The sequence below is a fragment of the Yersinia enterocolitica genome, from assembly GCA_002082245.2.
GTDB lineage: Bacteria > Pseudomonadota > Gammaproteobacteria > Enterobacterales > Enterobacteriaceae > Yersinia > Yersinia enterocolitica_E.
Map to the genome: position 1 here is coordinate 3,185,825 of NBTC02000002.1, position 21,047 is coordinate 3,206,871.

Sequence of the window (21,047 nt, forward strand, 5' to 3'; positions counted from 1 at the left end):
TCGCTCTCACCGCCCAGCCGCTACCCTGTTCAAATTGATTGATTTACCGGCTCCCATTAGCCTGGCGATAGATCTTTTATTGCTCTATTTCTTTTGCTTTATCTTTTGCAGGAAAGGGGTGCACTGGTTTTCATCAGCCTCACTGGGCGAAATCAGTGCCAGCAAGGCCGCAGCAGGTGTGAGTGCGACACCCAATACAGCAGCAACCGCACCACGGGCGATCAACGGCCCCGCTTTCACACCAGCATCAGGCTGTTTAAATGTTCCTTTCACATACAGCGGAGAGCGTAGGGTCAGAATACGCAGCCCTTTACTTTCTGGATTGACCGATAAGTCCAACCGCTCAGTAGCAAAGTTGATATTACCGGTAATGTTGATAATGGCATTCTCGGTATCAATAACAAACAGGCGCGGTGTTGCCAATCCATTGCGCAACTGCACATCGGCCACTGCGCAGTTAATTTTCACCTCATCATCACCAAACAGCTTCGCCACCAGATAGTTACCCACATTCAGCCCCAACAACTCCATCAGGCTACGGCTGATTAGCCCCTGATTCAGTAGCAAGCGCAGGTTACCATTACTGGTTGCCAGCAACGCAGCCACTGAGTTACCGGTAGCGGTAAATGATGCGTCGCCATTCAACTGCCCCAGACTGTTGCGCATCGCCTGTACCTGTGGCAATAGCTCTTTCAATTGCAGGCGACGGGCATGCAAATCAACCTTGCCGGTCATCGGATCTTTGTTGCCATTCAGCCGCAAAGTGGCATTAAGGTTACCGCCCGCCATGCCAAAACGCAGTGGATCGAGTCGTAACTCACCCTGATTGAGTACCACGTGGGTAGACAGATTATTCAAAGGTAATGATTTATCCCGTTCGATACGCTTAGCCGCATACGTAACATCTGCATCCATCACTCCCCAACTTTTGGTATCAAACTTATCTGTCGGTAATACCTTGTTTGCAGGCTGCCGGTTTCGCTCACCACGATTGGCCTTTTCCTGATTGGAGTCAGCACCAATCAAGGGGGCTAAATCAGTAAAACGTAATTTTTCTGATGACATTTTGCCCGTTAATTTCGGCCGTGGCTGGCTGGCGGTATAGGTCAGGCTGCCGTGAATATCACTGTCACCGATTTTACCGTTAAAGTTTTCATAGCGATAAACTGCGCCACCAGTTTGCTTTAGGCTGGCAATTAAGCGGCCATCGGTATTGTAAGGCGGGGTCGCGGGCAGCAATACACCGATAAGGGGATAGAGGTTGTCCAGACTGGCACCGGAGAATTTCAATTGCAGATCTAATCCCGCCAGATTGCCAGGGTCGGTTAAGGTACCGGCTACCACCACACGGGTAGAGCCAGAACGCACATCAGCCTGCAACGGGAATGGTACGCTCGCATCACTCATCGACAGCATGCCGCCTATTTTTCCGCTGCCGGTGAGTGGCTGGCTCTGATACTTACCGTCAATTTTCCAGCCGAAAACATAATCTGGCGTATGGCTCTGCGCCTTATCCGTGACCTGTTTATCCTTTGTCTCATTACGAGTACCGGTCACCTCAGCAAACGGCAATGGCTTACCCAGTGGGTCGATCACGGCGTGCAAATCAGCTTTCAGAATGGCATCACTGAGGGTTATTTCACCGCGATCAAACACAATATCGTTAATATTCACTGACCAAGATGAAGAAGGTGCTTCACCCGGCGTAGGGCTATTGGCCAGATTGAAGGTCCAGTTATTCTTACCGTTAGCCAGACGAAGCAGCTTGGCATCCGGTTGTGTTAGCCAGATACGAGGGATCCACACTTTCTGTGCCAATAAAGCCAACGGCGCAATACTGGCATCAACCCGTTTTAACGTGACCATTTCCCCAGCCGGAAAATCTGTGGCTAGCGTGTTAGTTTTATTATCTGTTTTATCACTGACTAAATCTGACGGGTTACCCAACACCAAATCTTCAGCATGAATATGTGGCCATGGTATCCAGCCGCGCCAACCCGGCTCATCCCCTTTACGTGACCAATCCACCCCCAAGTTGCCACGGATAGCAAACGGCCGCTGCAACTCAGCAGAGACTTTTTCATTGATGGTTGGCTTCAAACGGTTCCAGTCAAAGGTCATCACGAAAATCACCGTCGCCGCCAGTAGCAGCACGATAAGTCCACCAACACCTGTCAGCACTTTTCCGGTTTTTGTCATAACAGCTCCATGCCCGTACTCATAATAGATAAAGCTAAATCCGACACCAGGCGCGTATTTAATGGACGTCAGTTCGCGGTAATTTAATCGAAAAATCAGCCATAAAAATAGCTAACTGATTAATAATGCGGATTCAGAAGACTACACTAACCATAGTCGATGATGGTTCAGAATCCATTATTTGGGCAGTTGAATCCGGTGATGCGCAGAGGCAACACGGCAGGGAAGTGCTTTTTCTCAGAGAAGGTTAACCACAAAACAACATAGGCAGCGTCTGTAATCTATCAAATGAAGTTGGCCGGGACAGATAATAACCCTGTGCGGCAGCGGCATCAGAGCGTTGCACCATGGCCCACTCCTGCGAGGTCTCAACCCCTTCAACTATAACCCCTTTGCAGTAGCGCCCCATTAAGGTGACCAAGGTGAAGAACAGTTGGTTTCCAACCTCACTTTCTTGCAACACAATAAATAAATCTCTGGCGACTTTGATGTACTCATAGCGCCAACTGATAAATGAAGTGAAATTCGCCAGCCCGCTGCCAAAATCATCCAACCAGAGTCGGTCAGCTTCAGCAATACGCGCAAAAGGAGTATCAAGGGAGGTATCAACGTGCTCGAGTAATTCAAAGCGAATATAGGGCATAGCATCGATTAGCAATTTGGCTTGCAGATCATCTTGCATCGCCATCAATGCCTGTCCATCAATGTTGATCGAAACCAGTACCGAGTGATGAACAAATATGGCGTGCCACTGCTTAATCATATTCAACTGCTCTAGTACCACATCCAAACGAGCGCGGATACTAATAGCACTGAAGTAATCCTCTGGATTTAAACGTGTATCCGGGGATGAAGGATGAAAAACAGCCGTGAGCAGTTCAATTGCCAGCAACGCACCAGATGTACGATAGATAGGTTGAAAAGTGTACCGACGCTGACATTGCCGCCAGAAGCTCTGTCCTTTATTTCGATCAATAGCGGCAAAGGATGGCGCAAGTAAACCTGATACTTTATTGGTCATCATCAGTTTAGTCGCCATGTTGCAAGACACCGTACAGTAATGGCAGTGTATATCGCTGCCAGCCTGATTGCATCCTGTGGTAAACGGTTTTCTTTCTGGAGATGTTATCGACTCGAGCGACCAGAACTTTATATAGCGGCATGACAGATTATCGCTCCCAAGCGGGCTGGCACGGTACGTTAAAGCCATCTACAGTAGTTAACTCAATAATGCCATTAATGTTAATGGAGGTCTGTATGCCTTATGTAAATATTAAAATTACTCGCGAAGGAGCGACGGCGGAGCAGAAAAAACAGCTAATTGCCGGAGTCACCCAACTATTAGTCGATACCTTAGGTAAAAACCCCGCGACTACGGTCGTCGTGATTGATGAAGTGGACACTGATAACTGGGGTATTGGTGGTCAAAGCGTCACCGAACTGCGGAAATCATCATAATTCTGTTCTGAGTGGCGGGAAACTTGTCAGTTTCCCGACCTACATCATAAAAAATTTAAAACGTCGTTTTAATACTATTGACTCCGACCAAGCCAGCAGTGAGACTATAGTCAAAGTCATTGGCGTTGTAGCACGGCTGCAAACAACGCTACAACGTCAAGTTAGCCGGGGATAACCCAATATCATTCCCATCACTGACTCATCATTCAGAAATAGGCCGCTTTCCATGACCAGCAAAAATATTGCCGTTATCGGCGAATGCATGATTGAACTGTCACAAAAAGGTACCGATCTTAGCCGGGGTTTTGGCGGTGATACGCTGAACACTGCGGTGTATGTTGCCCGTCAGGTATCAAAGCAGGCTTTGAATGTACATTACGTGACCGCATTGGGGACTGATAACTTCAGTGAAGAGATGCTGGCTGCCTGGCAGCAAGAACAAATCCACACTGATCTTATTCAGCGTATGGATAATAAGTTGCCGGGTCTGTACTTCATCGAAACCGACAACACCGGTGAGCGAACCTTCTATTACTGGCGCAATGATGCCGCAGCCCGTTTCTGGTTGACCAGCCCGGCAGCCGATGAAATCTGCCAGCGGCTGGAAAAATTTGATTATCTGTACCTTAGTGGGATCAGTTTGGCCATTCTGGACAGCGCATCGCGCCAGCGTCTGCTGCAATTGCTGCGCGCCTGTCGTGCCAACGGCGGCAAAGTTATCTTTGATAACAACTACCGCCCACGCCTGTGGCAGAGCAAGCAAGAGACTCAGGAAGCCTACCGTGACATGTTAGCCTGTACGGATATCGCGTTCCTGACACTGGATGATGAAGATATGCTGTGGGGCGAGAAGCCACTGGAACAGGTGATTGCAAGCACTCAGGCTTTGGGCGTGAGCGAGATTATCATCAAGCGTGGTGCGGACTCGTGTATCGTCTGGGTAAAAGACGGTTTTGAAGCCCATCAATATGATGTTCCCGCGGTCAAACTGCCGAAAGAGAAAGTGGTGGATACCACTGCTGCGGGGGATTCCTTCAGTGCGGGCTATCTGGCGGTTCGCTTAACGGGCGGTAGCGCCCACGACGCAGCAGTACGTGGCCATTTAACAGCCAGCACGGTGATTCAATATCGTGGTGCTATCATTCCACTGGCAGCAATGCCAGCAGTTTGATACTCGCCAACAGGTTCAGGCGGCCGGTGACTGACGTCGCTACGGTCCGCCTCTGCTGCTTCATATCGTCATGAATTCATTTCATTAACGACAAGCCCGGCACATACCGCCCGGGCTTTTTTGATTACTGCGCAGTGGTCGGTGTTGGTGGTGCTGCTTCCGCTGCCGCTACTGTTGGCGTGGCATCCTCTGGCACCACCGTATGGGGTGTCATAATTGCGTTATACGCCGCCTGTAATGCCTTCACATTCACTTCTGGCTCGCCTTTCGGCTGCGTCAGAATCAACGTGGTATCTTGCGATAACTGCTGTTTCAATTCCTGATTAAGCTCAGCCAGCGTCAAACCCGACAAGAATGCCTGGCGCAACTTCTGGTACTGTTCCGGGGCGATATCCACTACGCCACTTTGCTGTGAACGCAAACGTTGGCTCATCAAAATGTCGGTATCAGTCCGGGCATAGGTTGCAAACAACTTACTTAGCTGATCATTTTTCTGCGCCATCAACGCATCAAACTCAGCCTGACTCAAGCCATTAGCGCGCAAGCTAGCCAGTTCACGGGCGACAAAACTCATCCCTGGCGTCAGGTTTTCAGCCGGCGTATTCAAGTGGATAGCACATTGCGCACGCTGATATTGCACCCGGCAATCAAAGCCCAGCTTCAGGTTCTTCTGATCACTTTTATCCAACACTTGCTGGATATGCCAGAACAGTGCCTCGCGCGCCAAATCACTGCGCCAGTAGCGGCTCAATGCGATGGAATCCTGAATAGGATGCCATGGGGTATCCCACATCAGCGATAGCGTATCTTGTGCCGCTTGTTCATTAATAAGGCTTACCGGCTCTGGCGGCAATGGCGCTAACATCGCAATCGGTGCAGGTGTCGCGCGTTTCCCTTTCAGCTCAGAGAACGCTTTACCAATTTGGGCGGCAATGCTGCGGCTATCCACGTTTCCGACCACGTACAACGTCATCGCATCCGGGGTGTACCACTGTTCATAAAACTGTTTTAGCTTTTCGACATCGACCGGCTTCGCCACAGGTTGACCCGGATCATGCCCAATCAAAGAAGAACCTTTAAGCCGATAACGCCACCAAGGTTCCTGAATATTTTGCGGGAAAGTGGCAATAGGATCGGTGGCACCATTCAGTGCTGCATTAACGGTTTGTTCATTTACAGCCAGCTTGCCACTGGTATCAGATAACCAGGCCAGCGCTTCCTTCATCAGGTCGGGGCGGTTATTGGGCAAACTTAAGCTGTATAACGTGAAATCATAAGATGTAATGGCCGGTGGCAACGGGCGCTCGTTATCGACCCCTTGTTGCCACAGCGACTGAAGTTGGGCGGGAGTAAAACTCGCGCTACTCATTAATGCCAGGCGTGGTAGCAGATGGGCAAAGCCAACTTGCTGTGCGCTTTCAGATAATGAGCCAGTATTAACAACCAGACGTAACTCGATCCGATCGCTTGGGCGTTGCGGCGTAGCCAGCAACTGCCATGAGAACCCGTTTTCTAACTTCCCCTGCTGCCAAGCAGGATCGGGTTGTAGTGCTTCAGCCTGCACATTACTGCTGGCGGCAGCCAACAATAATCCACCAACTATGAGACGAATTCTGGTGCCCTGCATGTGAACCCCTACTTAATAAACCATCCAATTTTAAAACGATACAAATTTACACCAGCCAGTCGTGTTTTCACCCGAACAGCCCATGTTTAACTTGTCAGCGCCATCGATATGGCAGCCATAAAGACATGCATAAACCAATCCAGCTTTAATAACCCCAGTCCAGCCATCACAAACTGATCGCTCTGCCGTCATTATTAGGCGAAAAATCAACGGTCAACGCCACCGTGAAAACCGGAGGTGGCAGTGTACCATTCTGTTAGACCGCATGCTTTTGCCGATGTCACTCAACAGAGTAAAAAATAGTAGCTAAAGGGTATTTAACACCAGAAAATGGATCGCGGGGCATTATTTTCGCGATTATAGTGCAGAGGTGCTACCGGTGACAGCAAGCCACCGGTAGTGATTTGGTCGTACTAATCGACTGAATCTTGGTTATATCTTTCGCACTTGATGCTACGAAGAAGAAAGACCGTTTTTTATCTCACTGTTAGGTGGTGTTTTGTTTGATAACACCGCCTGCAACTGGTCGTTATCCAGTTGTTTACACCATTTGGCAACCACAATAGTTGCCACACCGTTACCTATCAGGTTAGTCAGGGCGCGAGCTTCGGACATAAAGCGATCGATACCCAGAATCAGCGCCAACCCGGCCAGTGGTAAATGCCCAACCGCAGAGATGGTCGCCGCCAACACAATAAAGCCACTGCCTGTCACACCGGCCGCACCTTTTGAGGAGAGCAGCAGTACTACCAGTAATGTGACCTGATGAATAACATCCATATGGGTGTTGGTCGCCTGCGCAATAAACACTGCCGCCATGGTCAGGTAGATAGAGGTGCCGTCCAGATTAAAGGAGTAACCGGTCGGGATAACCAACCCCACCACCGATTTCTTACACCCTGCTTTCTCCATCTTATCGAGCATGCGCGGGAGCACGGACTCAGAAGATGACGTCCCCAATACGATCAGCAGTTCTTCTCTTATATAGCGGATAAATTTGAAGATGTTAAAGCCATTGAATCTCGCAATTGACCCCAGCACCACCACCACAAACAGAATACAGGTCGCGTAGAAGCAAATAATCAACTGCCCCAGTTGCACCAAGCTGCCGACACCATACTTACCGATAGTAAAGGCCATCGCACCGAAAGCACCAATCGGCGCCAGGCGCATAATCATATTGATGATACCGAAGATAACGCGGGAGAAACTCTCGATAACATTAAAGATGAGCTGACCTTTTTCACCCAAACGGTGCAGGGCAAAACCGAACAGAACAGCAAACATCAATACTTGCAGAATATTACCGCTGGCAAACGCGCCCACCACACTGCCTGGGATGATATCCAGCAAGAATGGCACAATCCCTTGTTGCGAGGCTTGTTCGGCATAAAGTGCAACTGCTTTGGCATCCAAAGTTGCCGGGTCGATATTCATACCGACACCGGGTTGCACCACGTTAACAATCACCAGCCCAATCAATAGTGCAATGGTGCTGACAATTTCAAAATAGAGCAGTGCAATCGCACCGGTACGGCCAACGGCCTTCATACTTTCCATGCCCGCGATACCGGTAACCACGGTACAGAAAATCACGGGTGCGATAATCATTTTAATTAGTTTAACAAATCCATCACCCAGAGGTTTCATCTGAGCGCCGAGGTCAGGGTAAAAGTGCCCTAACAATACGCCCAAGGTAATCGCCGTTAACACCTGAAAATAAAGACTTTTAAATATTGAAACTTTCATGACTATGTCCTTTTGGGTAAATACACGGCAGCCTGTCGCTTAACTCTTTGTGATGATTGAGTGACACTTCTTTTTTATCCGTGCTTGCGCGGAAAATAACACCCTCATAACAATATGGAAATTATTAGTTGCACTGGATTGCACCCTTAACACGAAATTAAGAACTGAAACGCTTCAAGCGGGAGCAACAACGGAAAAACAGACAGATCAACCAGACAATTAACCAAAATGATTAGTCCGCAGAAGGGGTAGAAATGAGATAAATAATCGTGATGGTGTGTCGGGGAAAAAGAAGGTTTTTGAACGACGTGAACAGCCGATGTATTGCAGCAATAGCCCCCTTTAAGGATGATTGGTCAAGGGGGCGAGTTAGCCATTTCCAGTAGGCTTATTTAATTGCCCGGGTGGGCGCGGTGGCAGCACTGTTAAGGGCGACTTCGTTAATGGCACTCCACTTATTGATATCTGTGCCAAAAGTGTCCAGCTTGATATATTTGGCTGTCACCGGTGTAAAAGTCAGCTTCTCACCGCTTTTGTTCGCCGTAGAGGTTTCCAGCCCTTGCGCCAGCGGCTGCCAACTCTTCCCATCACTGGAATAGGCGATGGAGAACTTCAGCTTGCGTTCGGTGGGTTTAAATGGAACCACGAGAATATTTTCAATGGATTGCGCTTTATCCAATTCCAGTTGAATCCAGCTATCTCCCGATGCTGCCCAACGCGTTTTTACATCGCCGTCGGCAATATTCGCCGGAACATGGCCTTTCTCACTGTCATAACCCGATGCAGTGACAGCAACAATCTGCGCGGCATAACCCGATGCGCAGAACAACGAACCTAACACCAGAGTGGCTAAAACCTGTTTTTTCATCAACCTAGCCTTTTTATCACGACACAGAAACCCGAGAGGAAAGCGCCGGGACAAGCAACCCTGGGAAGCCACTGCCCGGCACTTTACCAACAGCGGCCCCAGCACGGGCCGCTGTCGGGACTATTTACGGCCGTTCGGTTGCAGCTTCTCACCCACATTGAGCAAGAACAGTTCATTATCACGGGTTGAGATCCGGGCTGAACCGTCGTCCATTCGGTAAGCACCTTCAGTAAAACCAGCACCATTCAGGAAAGGGGGTACTGCCTGTGGTTTATTGCGTAGTGAAGCCTCTAGCGCCAATAAAGCGTAAGGCTCAATGGCATCTATATCTGCATATTGACGATCCGGTGAAGCCATAAAGAAACCATCGATATAGCGGGTTTTAACGATGTTATCGCCGATTTTCTCTGCTAATAACCGATACTCCGCCACCTGACTGGCATGGTAGAGATCCAACAAAGCAAACAATGCGTAAGGATCGCTGTTGGTGGTATCCAACTTGATCTTCACCTCTTTACCCGGTGCTGTGCCGAGATCACCCAGCCCCTGATCGTTTGCAATACCGCGAGCCACTTTCCACAACAGTGGATCATTATCAATGGCATAAGCACGGGCATATGAAATCAGGAATTCGTTGCCCGCTTTGTACGGCTTGAGTACGGTGCCTTTTTTGCCGTAATAGCCATCACGCGGCAGTGTATAATTGGATAAGTCCTGCCCATCAGCAATCATTGGGCGGAAGGTGTTGTCCTTATCGTTATAAGCATATTGCGCGAATGCTTTTAGGCCATCCACGGTCCATTTCAATAAATCCTGCCCTTGATTGCCCAGATCTTTACCCAGTTGCAGTTGCATCAGCGCATTTTCAGAATAAAGCGTGCTGGTGCGCCCTTTGAGCATCATGTTGCCTTCCAATGCTGCTGGGCCAAACTCTGGGCCAAACTGACGCTGGGCGCGGTCACCGAACTTGGAGTGGGTATCTGCGTCATCTGTTGGCTCTTCCCGTTTAAGAGCTTGGGTAAACTGATAAACACCAAGACCGGTTTTCGCATCACGTGGCAATACATACTGCGAGGCCAAACGCTTAGCCCACACTAATGCCTCTGGCTCCTGCTGATGTTTATAAAGCAGAGAGGCGGAATAAATCAGATCATTACCTGCATTGAGGAAGCTAAGCCCTTTGGTTGCAAAGAAGGGGGCCTGTTGCTCGAATTTACTTTCCCACAATTTCCCCATTGGTTTGCCATATTCGCCGTGGCGGCTGGTTTCGAGAATACGCCAGTCATAAACATGGGCGTTCCAGAAACCACGAATGAACCGGGCAGTGGCATCACTATCAACACTGAACATCAGGTCATAGTAGGGATAGGCATTTTTCAGTTCATGCACCATCTCTTTTTCACTCGGCCCTTCTGGTTGCAGCGTTTTCAAATCGACAAAGCGATGGCCGCCCCAATAGAGTAAGCCGCTCGGGTCCTGATAATTTTGGAAATGATAACGAACGATATCTTCAGCGCGTTTTTGGTAACGGGCGTCCTGAGTAAGCTGGCTCAGGCCGCTCATGACACGCATCAGATTTTGTTGTGCTGAGAAGTTTGATAACACAGCCCGACGGCCATCGGGGAATATCCATTCCATTTGTTGGCCAGTACGGGGGTCAACACCATCCGCCAATAACGGGCTGGGCTTATCGCCGTGGTAAGTATCTGAAGCTTTGCTTAACACGTTATCGACATACTGTTTCACGACAGTGAGACGATCGGTATCCGCTGCCTGTCCAGCGGGTATATACAGCGTTGCCAGCGCTGCCATACTCAAGAATAACGCTCTTTTTTTCATTACTTGCTACCTGTCAAAAATCGTTATGTGAGGTGTGACCCCCTGAGGTCAGAATCTGATTATTTCAATAATGGATCAGAAGCTGTATTTCACCCCAACGCGATAACGGGTTTGACGTTCGTTGGTATTTTTGCTGCCAGCAACGTTACCCACTGCCATATAAGGAGACCAGTTTTTATCCCACTTGTAAGTCAATTTAAAATCGTGGCTCCAATCGTAGTTCTCGTTATTTGCCAGTATAACCCCAGCTTTATTGGCTTGTTTGTAGTCCAGCTCATAGTCTAATTGATAATCTTTAAAGAATTTATAGCTAACCACGCTCGTCAGATTATAGCCATTTTCAGATGTATCTTTTGGCGTATTAATATTGGCGCTGGTGCGTTTGTAATAAGGACGATAACGGAAGGAAACAGAGAGGTCGTCAACGATATTAGCCTTACCTCGCAGGTAAGGACGATAACTATTGGCTGTGGAGCTTGAATCTAATGAGAAACCTGGTTCAATAGAAAATGTATTATCAATTTTGTATACATAGCTGGCAACGACTTCAGTACCATTGCTGACTGTTTCATTAAATGCTTTATCTTTGTCCTGAGCTCCTTTCCACTTGCCTTCCAGTGACAAACCGAAGCCATTTGCAAAACGATGTGACATTAATAAACGATCTTTGTGGGTGTTACCACTTTGATCTTGCATTTCATGACGATAGTCAATAGTTACCGCCATTGCGCTAGTGCTGATAAGTGATGCCATTGCCAGAGATAGTAATTTAAATTTCATTCCAATTTCCCTTATTTTAATAAAGATAAGTATTATTATGATAAATACAAAAGACATTTATGAAACATAATTCTATTTATTTTGATATTAAGTTCCGAGATCCATGACCGATAGTTTGAAATTAATAAAACCAATATCCATTTATGTGACATGGTTCAAAGTAAATAGTTTTAACCAATGTCTCTCGTCTGTAATAATTCTGCTGCAACGTAGGCATAGCAAGGGATTGTCGCTATTTTAAAGAGGATAATGTGAGGGATAAATAGTCTTGACGTGGTAGGCAATAATATTGTAGGTACAAGCGAATATAAGGCAAATACATCCTAGTCCAATATTTTCATATGGGTATTATTGATAGTTTTAATCACTTTTACACTACAGATGATATTTGCTATTTTCTTGTGGGCAAAGGATTAGTGGATATACACGCCGAACCAAGGTGTGACGGATATTTCTTATTAAAAATTAAGGTTAATTAATATAAGAAAAGATAATATCTTGATATTTCCTGCATAGATGAAAGTTCTGATATCTAGCCATATTGCAGTGATTACACCAGCACAATCTGTAGACCAAGAGGAGCAGCCAGCGAATGGCCAATACCACCGGTTACCTCAACCCGTTTTTTGGTAAGCACCAAAACCAACGTTGCAACGGTGCCGCTTTATCTTCAGCGGCACCTCGCCTCCCATAAAGGCCATGTTATTAATTTAATTAAATTTGATACAACAATTTAGTTAATAGTAATTGATCAAGAATACGGCTTTACCATTCGCTTTACCTGGCATGGGGTTCGCTTCTGTTTGAATATAGCGAGCCACCAGTGGAACGCGTATCGTAGAACTGCCATCTTTTGGCAGCGTTAACGTTTGTTCTGCGGCAAAGTTAAAGAGTGTTGGCGTCTGGTTGCTCACACCCCAACCGATTTGTATGCCTACACCCGATGCGGCTCCTGATACTGTTGAATCGATAGCCATTACTCCACTTGTCGAATCAATAACATTGCTAGTGGGTGTTAATCGCACACCAATACTGTTACTGGTTGACGTTGCTACAGCACCCGTGCCGGTGCTGTAATCAAACATCAGCGTGCTATTGTTCGCATTATAGAAGCCATAAAAAGTAGGACAATTTGTCAATATAATCGAGGCATCTATCCACGGCGTCGTAGCACCAATAGCCGTAAAGTATTGCCGCTTCTCATAACTCCCCATGTTCACATTCACATTCGGTGTCGTGCAAGTCTGGGCAGAGACCGTTAACTGCCCCTGAAACTTGATCACATTAGCTTTGACCGGAAGCCCTGTTGTTGCAGAGTGAGTCAGTGGGTTAACAATAGAGATACTGGCAGACGGCAGTGTTGACGCATCAAGACTATAATTTCCAGGTGTAATCGTGCCGATTTTGATCAATGAGACATAGACGGTTCTGCCATTCAGGAAAGGTTCATAAGACCCACCCGCTACCGGACTTTGTACATCGGCAGGGAATTGATAGTTAGCCTGGCCCAAAATAGCTGCATCAGCGTTGTTGTTCCGGGATATGGCAATCCCGACACCCGGAATATTGGTCTGATATACCGCACCGCTAAAGGGGCTACCCGTCCAATTAGCCAGTGGCAAAGGGGCTTGCTCAATCCCCCATGCAATATTGAGCCACATAGTGGTATCTACTGGGGATGTGCATTTCATCACGCTAAGGCCAGTGGATCCACTATTCCAGCGCCCCTGATAAATCACCGTTCCGACTGGAATATCTGCACCGGCTGAAATCGCCGGAGGAGTGAGTTGCACCGTATCCGTGCGGGGGGCCCCATTCAGCGGCGCACAAACCACCTCAGCCCAAACGCTATGGCTGGTCATCATGAGTAAAACAAGCCCGGCGATACTTTGTATTATTTTTTTCATTCGTTCACCTTTGGCACAACTACGCATTACGTTCACTATTTTGGCGGTCATCGACAGAACACAAAATTGATTTAAATATACTTTACGCACAGGTTATTCCCCCTTTAGTTCTGTATGCCGTTCTTCTCAGTTTGTGATGGCTCGATGCTCACTGACTTGTCCTTGGGGCACACAGGTCGAGGTAAACCGCATCATCGCGCTGGCTTTACCGTTGGCTAATTGCGGCGGCAGAATATAGTTCAGGTAACATTGCTGGCCGGTACCTTCACCCCAACTGACTTGCAAACGGCCACGCTCCTCGCTCACCCGCGCATAAATCTGCCCACCCTGACCGACAGAACCCACTACCTGACCTTTGGTGTCTAACACTTGTGCGCCAAACGGCACCGGCTCGCCATCTGACTGGGTGGCGTTCACCAATATCGGATAGCCCTTGGTACTTTTATATTTCACCATCACCACCGCACCGGCATTCGGCGCCACTTTCTGACTGGTGGATTCCAGCTCCACGTCATAAGAGGTCCCCTTCGGATCGATGGTTATCTCATTCATCTGATAGGCACTCAGATACGGCACCACGGCATAACCCCGTGAATCAATTTTCACGCCGGAGTAACCGGACACTTCGGCCCCTTCAGCGCCCTTAGCTTCCACCACCGCAAAGGTCTCACTGCTGTACGGCGTTAATGTCACGCCGCCGGGGTGGGCAATCATGCTGCCTGAAATGCCGACCGAGCCACTCTGATAGTCGCGACCGCCACCGTAAGACGCCATACTGGTGGCTTTAGAACCGCGGTACTGACCATTGACACTGCCACTGGCCCCCGACCCGCCGTTGCTGTTCATGGCGGTTGCCCCATAACTGAACTGGCTTTGCTCGCCAGCACTGCCTGAAACCGATGCCTGTTCGCCCCAGTTGCCCTGACCATTGCGGTTCATTTCCAGTCGCATTTGCGGCACGTTCTGCTGGTCATTACGCCCCAACGGGAAACTCATACTGACCAGATAAGTATTTTGCATCTCGCCAAACCCGGAGCGGCTGCGGTTCACGCTGACGCCGTAGGTCATGCTTTTATAGTTGTTGCTGTAACCCACCTGATACTGCTGGTCACTGCCACCTTTATTCCAGTAATCCTGCAAAGAACCACTGATATACATCTGGCCCCAGCCGTCCGGTAATCCCTGATTGGCGGTCACGGTTAAGCGGTTTTTTGCCCGGTAGATACTGTTGGCGTCATAGCCCTGACGTTCGGCATCAAGGGTTTGCATCGCCGTGGCGAAATCGAGATAGCCCTGAGTCGAAAAGCGGTGCGCCGCCACACTCAGGTTACTGTTGGTTTCAGCAATCACCTTGCTGTAACTGACCTGATAGCTCTGGCCACTTTCATTGCCGTTACGCAGGCGGGTATTGGCCTGGGTCACGTCGACCGCCACCGCCCCAATCGGGGTACTGAACGCAGTCCCGACCTGCACGGCATAGTAGTCTTCACTGGCCTGCGCCCCGGTATAACCGGTAATGCTGTTATTCAGACCACGCTGATAGGTTCCCTGATAAAGACCCGGGGTAAAGGAGAGCGAATCATTGCGCACTTTACCCACCGTCAGGCTGTAGCGCTGCGAACCGGGGCGCAGCAATTGCGCCACTGCCGCAAACGGCACCTGGAAATTCTGTGTGCTGCCGTCGGCTTCACGCACCGTGACATCCAGATTGCCGCCGTAACCGGTCGGATAGAGGTCATCAATGATAAATTCGCCCGGTGAAACCGTGGTTTCATACAACACCTGACCACTCTGGCGCACGGTCACCAGCGCATTGGTGCGGGCAATCCCGCGCACTTCCGGCGCATAGCCACGCAGGGACTCTGGCAACATGCGGTCATCGGTGCTGAATTGTGCTCCAGTGAAAGGCACGGTATCGAATAACTGCCCGGTGGTATTGGATTGTCCCAGCAACACCCGGCCCAGCGCAGCCGGGACATCCCGCTGCACATAACTGTTAATACTGGTGTATTTGCTGTCACCGTCTTCTTGCCAGTTATACGAGCCGTTATGACGGAAATACCATGAGCCGAGGTTTAGCCCGGTGTTAATCCCGGCAAAAGCCGAGTTAAATGTCTGTCCGTTGGCGGAGGAGCTGTAGCCATTGAGTGAATAGCCCAACATCCCTGATGTCACGCCGCTGTCCCACAACGCGGGGTTGACGGTGCCACGGGCGGTACGGAGTAACAATGCCTGGGGAATAGCGATATCCAGCCGTTGTTCGCCGCTGTCAAAAGCCACCTGGGCATCGGGGAGCAGCGACGCCAGATCAACACAGCCGTCCTCTTTTTTCAGCGGGGCCAGTGATTCAGGCGGCAGCGCGTCAGGTTTGAGATTAAGGCTGCCAATGACCGACGAGGATAAGCAGGCATGGACACTTTTATCGTCGCGGGCCTTAAATTCCACATTCTCATTGCCAATCAGGGTATTGTTTAAATAAATGTCAGCCCGGTAAGTGCCGGGTAGCACGCTGCCCCCTTTCGAGAAGCGGCTTAAATCAATGCCGGAACCACCGTGTTCGGTATTTAAGTAAATACTGTCAAACTCCACCGCCTGAGGTTTATTAGGCTCAAGTGATACAGTACTCTCTGTTTTTCCAATGCTATCAACAGCCAAAACAGTTGGTGACAAAAAAACGGTAATAACCGCCGCCGCAACGGGTGTTAAACCAACATTGCGGGTACGCCGTTCTGCTGAAAAAGGCATTGCAGGGTGTTTCATTATTCAATTATTCCGTAGTGTACAGACGTATTCCGCCCCCACGAGATAACCAGCGGACGCTGTGTATAACTGCTGTATATAAATTAAATTAAGGTTTAATGGGCTGACTCAGTTTATTGAGTGCGCCATAATCATTAACAAATTCAAAATCAACGTTATTGCCGGCGGTATTTCCCGGTAACGAAAAGGTCAGCGAATTATTAGGGCTAATCATTTGGCCTTCAACCGGCGCTGTTTTACTGCCCGTTATCCCCACCGTGACCAACGAAACATGAAACGGTGTCGGATTGGTGGCTTTAAGTCCGCCAGGGACTTTGGTCCAGACTAAAGATTGTGCAGCATCATTCGCATTACCCACTAACCCTGCGGGACGGAAAAACAATTTAATACGGGAGCGGTACGCCATCTGCAAATAATTCTGACTGCTACCCGAATCCACTTTCGAGGGAATTTCCAATACGTTCAACCAAAACACCGATTCTTTATCTGTGGGTAAAGAGGCTCCGGTATAACTGATGCGTAATGTCTGGCTTTTATTTGGTTCGACGCGATTGATTGGAGGCGTAAGCACAAAAGGCACTTTCAAGGTTTCCGGGCGGGCATTCACATCCCCATTGTCAATCCAGCTTTGTAATACCACCGGGCCGGTGCCGGTGTTATTAACCTTTACCGTCACTTCTTTTTGTTTTTCCGGATAAATTACCCGGGTGCCGGTAATAACCACACTGGCCTGAACAGAGCGTCCGACAAATAGAATCAAGAACAAGGCTGAAAATACTGTTAATAAAAGACGGTTAGTGCTGTTCATAACAACCTCGACACTTATTGAATGTGTGCATGCTTTAATTTTAGTTATTATCGTCAAAAAGGGCAGATATCTGCCCTTTAAAATTTATATGTTACTCGTTAATACTTATTTGTATTGAATAGAGTAAACCACGTTGCTGATAACTGTACCGGCAGTGGTTGCGCCATCAGCATAATATTGAACCGCATACGGCAGTGAAGCAGAACCCGTAGAAGCATCAATATAAGTCGTGCTGGTCGTCTGGTTGCTGTTACCGGCTTTAATTGGCGTCATGGCGTTAGACGCGTCCAGCAGTTCCAGGCTAACCTGACCGGCAGTACCGCTTACATTTTTCAGGTGACCGGTAACCACATCGACACTTGGGCCTGCTTCAAAGAAAGCAGAAACTGTTTTCAGGGTGCCAGCACAGTCGCTCAGCGCCATGTTAAAGCCTGTGCTACCAGCAACCTGGTTAGCAGAAGTCAACTGGTTGGTACCGACAGTTGGCAGTACCACTGTTGCGTCTGCACCCTGGCCGTCGACGGATACGTCACAAGTAGACGCTGTCAGTTCACCGTTAAAGGTGATGGTACCGGTAGAAGCGGCTTGAGCAGCGTTAACACCCGCGAATGCAGCAACGATTGAGGCAATAATAGCTAACTTTTTCATTTATATTTCCAATTAATAATAGATGTATGAGTTAAATAACTCAGTACTGTTGTGTTAATTTGGTGGTGGTTATTCCACAAGAATCCATTAGATATTTATTTATCGCTGCTGGGCAATAAGACCAGTAATGAGTTTTTTCAACCATCCAATAAATGTCGAAGCTCAATATATATACTAGGTAGCGAAAACGATATTTTAAATATCTTTTAAGAGCGGGAGTAAAGCGGGTTTCTAATATTCACAATGTCCGTGCTGTATATTAAGCGACTTAGAAACCTGAAACATCCTTGTCGCTGTGCTCACTTGCTATGGATTAAAGTATACGCGATCGATTCATCTAGTAAACACCGATATTGCAGATCAATGGTCTGAAAGCAATATTGGTTTGCAGTATATTATACCGAATACTGTCTTTTCCGAAGATTTTTAGATCGTCTACATATAGAAAAGTAATCGTTAATGTGGATTAAGATCATTTTAGCAGATTATTATGTTTTTATTTTAAAGAATAAAATAATCCATTTCCATTTTGGGGGGTAAACAATCCCAAATACCCCGTATTTTAGCCTACAGATAAAAAATAAAATTCCTACAACGGAGTGAGAATTTTATTTTTTATTTGCCTGTGTTAGTACATTTATCCTACATTCATTTAACTTAATTCTCGATAAATACAAACTAACATCATGCTTTTTTTTATAAAAATACAAGGCTCATTTTTTGGTAATTTGCACATAGCCAGTAGTGATCAACTTACCGCTGGCTTCAACGCAATACCCCTGAAATGGAATAACGGCCAGGCAGCCAGCAAACGGCAAATTGGTCGGGAATCTATTTGGACAGCATTTATGCTAGCCCGTAGGATGAGCTGGCTCAAGTCAGTGATTCGGGTGACGAATCTGCCGGGAGCAGATTTGAACGCTGCTTTCAGCGGCGCCAAGGACGAAGGAAACAGCCAAAGTCATTGTCGTTGCAGCCAGGCAGCCAGCAAATGAATCCCGATGAGCTGGCTCAAGTCAGTGATTCGGGTGACAAATCTGCCGGGAGCAGATTTGAACGCTGCTTGCAGCGGCCTCAACGAGGCGAGGCCCAAGGATGGGCCGAGTATACGAGTGCAGCTAACAACGCTGCGGCGTCAAGGACGAAGGATGTAGCGCGCCTCAAACACCTCTCGCGGTAACGGCTCCGAAAACAAAAAACCCTGCCCGCAGTAAATGCCGTGGTTTAGCAACCATTGACGTTGCTCATCGGTCTCGACACCTTCGGCCATCACTCGCAGCTTTAATACTTCTGAGATAGTGGCGATTATTCGCGCCATTACATCATCTTCTGGCAGGTGCTCCACAAAGCATTTATCGAGCTTAATCATGCTGATTGGTAGGCCTTTCAGATGATTGAGATATTGAAGACTTGAATATCCCATACCAAAATCATCCAAAGCGATCGACAAACCTAGCCCTTGTAATTCGCGCAGTAGCCCGAGAGCTTCATCCAGATTCTGAATACGGGCGGTTTCGGTTATTTCCAGTAATAATTGGCGCGGGTCGATTTGATACTGATCGATGATGGTTTTCAGATGCGGTAAAAACTGATCACTCTGCACCTGCAAACCCGAAATATTTACTGCCAAAGATAGGGTAATCCCTTGTGCTTTCCAGTCAGCCAGAATGCGGCATGCCTCTTCCAGTACCCAGTTACCTAGTGGCATCATCACGCCCCCCTCTTCCGCTCCGGGGACAAACTCTGAAGGGGAACGATAACTGCCATCCGGTTGGGGCCAGCGTAACAACGCTTCTGCACCGATAACCCGCTGATCTTGCATATTCCATTGGGGTTGTAAAAACAGCCTGAAGTCGTGATTTTCAATTGCCTGTAAAATGTCATGCTCCTGAGTCAGTCGCTTTTGCGTTTTCTCAGTCAAATGCGGCTCAAACACGATAATCTGGTTTCGCCCCTGATGGTGAGCGGCCATCATCGCAGTGCTGGCATTGCCCATCAGAGACTCGGCTGTTTCATCTTGGTATTGGTAATCAGTAATCCCAATACTGGCGCTGGGCCGCAGTTGCATATTGCCAAAGACTAAGGGTTGAGTAATTTGCAGCATAATCCGCCGCGCCAACTGCATCGCCGGGAACGGGCGGCTGATCCCTCTGGCAAGTACTGCAAACTCAGTTTTACTCAGTTGTGCCAGCAAGCTGTTTTCATCAATGCATTGTTCAAGTTGCTGTGCCATAGTCAGCAAGAGCTGCCGGTGCTGCTCTTCACTCATTACGCCGGACACTTCTTGCAATGTTTCAATGCCAATGACTAACAGGTGGAATTTCTCAGCATGCATGCCAGCTGCAATTTCCTGCTCAAGTAGAGCCATAAACAACGGGCGGTTGGGGAGTTCAGTCACCGGGAAACGGGTATTTATACGGGTCATATCCGTATAAGCTTCGGCTAATAGTTGCTGGTTACGGTTGTAATTGTGTACCAGTACGCCTAATTCATCATCCTGATGGTGGGCAGGTAAGGACAGTTGGTGGTTAAGCACACCTTGCTGACCAATCTTTTCCAGCTCTTTGGCCATCGCCCGCAATGGATGAATAATCAGGCGATTAATACACCAGGCGATAGAGACCGAAAGTACCAATGCCAGTAACAAATAGGTCGATAGCATGGCCGACAATGCACTGAGAATGAACTGATACATACGAAATGAGTCGGCTCGCAACACTAAATGTGCCAGTGGCTGCGGATTTGCGGATACCCGCTCCAGTGCATACAGCGGTATTGTTATCTGTACTGGCAGGGAAAAAATACGCTTAGCCCAGCGTGGAACAGGCCGTTCTGTGGGGAAGTTAGCATGTAATACCTGAATCTGATTCGGTAATATCACTTCAGCGCGGCTGAGAATACCAATCGGTAACAAGCTATTGAGGATTTTTTTGGCTTGTGGGACATCGACACTTAGTATGGCTTCTGACAACGGTTGGCGAACCGAATATGCAATGCTCTCCAACTGCTTGGCGTAGTCATCTTTGCGCTGCTGCACAAAGTGGAACAACTGAAGGACGATAAAAATACAGATGGTCACCAGTGCCACAACTGCCACTGCCGCCATTTGTTTAATCGTTAATGAACGCCTTACCTGCAAACTCGCTCTCCGCCAATGCCAACTGAATAATATAAGAGAGTGCCATGGTGATATGGCGACTCGTCGATGCTGTCTGAGTATACCCTTCTTGCTT

Annotated in this window: 16 protein-coding genes; 4 read left to right on the forward strand and 12 right to left on the reverse strand. The window is 48.2% G+C overall.

Annotation, left to right across the window (positions count from 1 at the left end; genetic code table 11):
* Positions 1 to 84: 84 nt before the first annotated feature.
* Together A6J66_016115 and A6J66_016120 are read right to left on the reverse strand one after the other, a co-directional pair.
* Positions 85 to 2,199, reverse strand: coding sequence for an AsmA family protein (locus tag A6J66_016115; protein PNM25568.1), 2,115 nt, complete (start codon positions 2,197 to 2,199; stop codon positions 85 to 87).
* A gap of 247 nt (positions 2,200 to 2,446) precedes the next feature.
* Positions 2,447 to 3,223, reverse strand: coding sequence for a cyclic-guanylate-specific phosphodiesterase (locus A6J66_016120; protein ID PNM27043.1), 777 nt, complete (start codon positions 3,221 to 3,223; stop codon positions 2,447 to 2,449).
* A gap of 233 nt (positions 3,224 to 3,456) precedes the next feature.
* On the opposite strand from A6J66_016120, the gene A6J66_016125 reads away from it, so the two are divergent.
* The 3 genes from A6J66_016125 to A6J66_016135 are packed head-to-tail and all read left to right on the forward strand — an operon-like array spanning position 3,457 to position 4,828.
* Complete coding sequence (locus A6J66_016125; protein PNM25569.1) at positions 3,457 to 3,657, forward strand: tautomerase; 201 nt, start codon at positions 3,457 to 3,459, stop codon at positions 3,655 to 3,657.
* Positions 3,620 to 3,832, forward strand: coding sequence for a hypothetical protein (locus A6J66_016130; GenBank protein ID PNM25570.1), 213 nt, complete (start codon positions 3,620 to 3,622; stop codon positions 3,830 to 3,832). Before A6J66_016125 ends, A6J66_016130 begins: the two co-directional genes overlap by 38 nt.
* A gap of 51 nt (positions 3,833 to 3,883) precedes the next feature.
* Positions 3,884 to 4,828, forward strand: a complete 945-nt coding sequence (locus tag A6J66_016135; protein PNM25571.1) for a sugar kinase — start codon at positions 3,884 to 3,886, stop codon at positions 4,826 to 4,828.
* Between the two features lie 124 nt (positions 4,829 to 4,952).
* Here the strand turns inward: A6J66_016135 and A6J66_016140 are convergent, their stop codons facing one another.
* The 9 genes from A6J66_016140 to A6J66_016180 all read right to left on the reverse strand — a co-directional run bounded on the left by A6J66_016140 (position 4,953) and on the right by A6J66_016180 (position 17,814).
* A complete protein-coding gene (locus A6J66_016140; protein PNM25572.1) occupies positions 4,953 to 6,455 on the reverse strand; it encodes an insulinase family protein in 1,503 nt (500 codons plus the stop codon).
* Between the two features lie 453 nt (positions 6,456 to 6,908).
* On the reverse strand, positions 6,909 to 8,204 hold the full coding sequence (locus A6J66_016145) for a dicarboxylate/amino acid:cation symporter (protein ID PNM25573.1): 1,296 nt from the start codon (positions 8,202 to 8,204) through the stop codon (positions 6,909 to 6,911).
* Between the two features lie 388 nt (positions 8,205 to 8,592).
* Entirely contained in the window at positions 8,593 to 9,072 is a 480-nt protein-coding gene (locus A6J66_016150) for a hypothetical protein (GenBank protein PNM25574.1), read from the reverse strand.
* A gap of 120 nt (positions 9,073 to 9,192) precedes the next feature.
* The gene (locus A6J66_016155) at positions 9,193 to 10,911 is read right to left on the reverse strand and encodes a pectate lyase (GenBank protein ID PNM25575.1); all 1,719 of its coding nucleotides are present in this window, start codon (positions 10,909 to 10,911) and stop codon (positions 9,193 to 9,195) included.
* A gap of 75 nt (positions 10,912 to 10,986) precedes the next feature.
* On the reverse strand, positions 10,987 to 11,691 hold the full coding sequence (locus A6J66_016160; protein ID PNM25576.1) for a porin: 705 nt from the start codon (positions 11,689 to 11,691) through the stop codon (positions 10,987 to 10,989).
* Positions 11,692 to 12,428: 737 nt separating this feature from the next.
* On the reverse strand, positions 12,429 to 13,598 hold the full coding sequence (locus A6J66_016165; GenBank protein ID PNM25577.1) for a type 1 fimbrial protein: 1,170 nt from the start codon (positions 13,596 to 13,598) through the stop codon (positions 12,429 to 12,431).
* Positions 13,599 to 13,724: 126 nt separating this feature from the next.
* Complete coding sequence (locus tag A6J66_016170) at positions 13,725 to 16,358, reverse strand: fimbrial biogenesis outer membrane usher protein (GenBank protein ID PNM25578.1); 2,634 nt, start codon at positions 16,356 to 16,358, stop codon at positions 13,725 to 13,727.
* Positions 16,359 to 16,446: 88 nt separating this feature from the next.
* Positions 16,447 to 17,166, reverse strand: a complete 720-nt coding sequence (locus tag A6J66_016175) for a pilus assembly protein PapD (GenBank protein ID PNM25579.1) — start codon at positions 17,164 to 17,166, stop codon at positions 16,447 to 16,449.
* 105 nt (positions 17,167 to 17,271) lie between these two features.
* Positions 17,272 to 17,814 carry a fimbrial protein gene (locus tag A6J66_016180; GenBank protein ID PNM25580.1) on the reverse strand — a complete coding sequence of 181 codons (543 nt, stop codon included), beginning with the start codon at positions 17,812 to 17,814 and terminating at the stop codon, positions 17,272 to 17,274.
* A 686-nt stretch (positions 17,815 to 18,500) separates the two neighbouring features.
* On the opposite strand from A6J66_016180, the gene A6J66_016185 reads away from it, so the two are divergent.
* Positions 18,501 to 18,809: a hypothetical protein gene (locus A6J66_016185; protein PNM25581.1), complete on the forward strand. Its 309-nt coding sequence runs from the start codon at positions 18,501 to 18,503 to the stop codon at positions 18,807 to 18,809.
* A 140-nt stretch (positions 18,810 to 18,949) separates the two neighbouring features.
* Here A6J66_016185 and A6J66_016190 read toward each other — a convergent pair whose 3' ends face one another.
* Positions 18,950 to 20,986, reverse strand: a complete 2,037-nt coding sequence (locus A6J66_016190) for a HAMP domain-containing protein (protein ID PNM27044.1) — start codon at positions 20,984 to 20,986, stop codon at positions 18,950 to 18,952.
* Positions 20,987 to 21,047 lie beyond the last annotated feature (61 nt).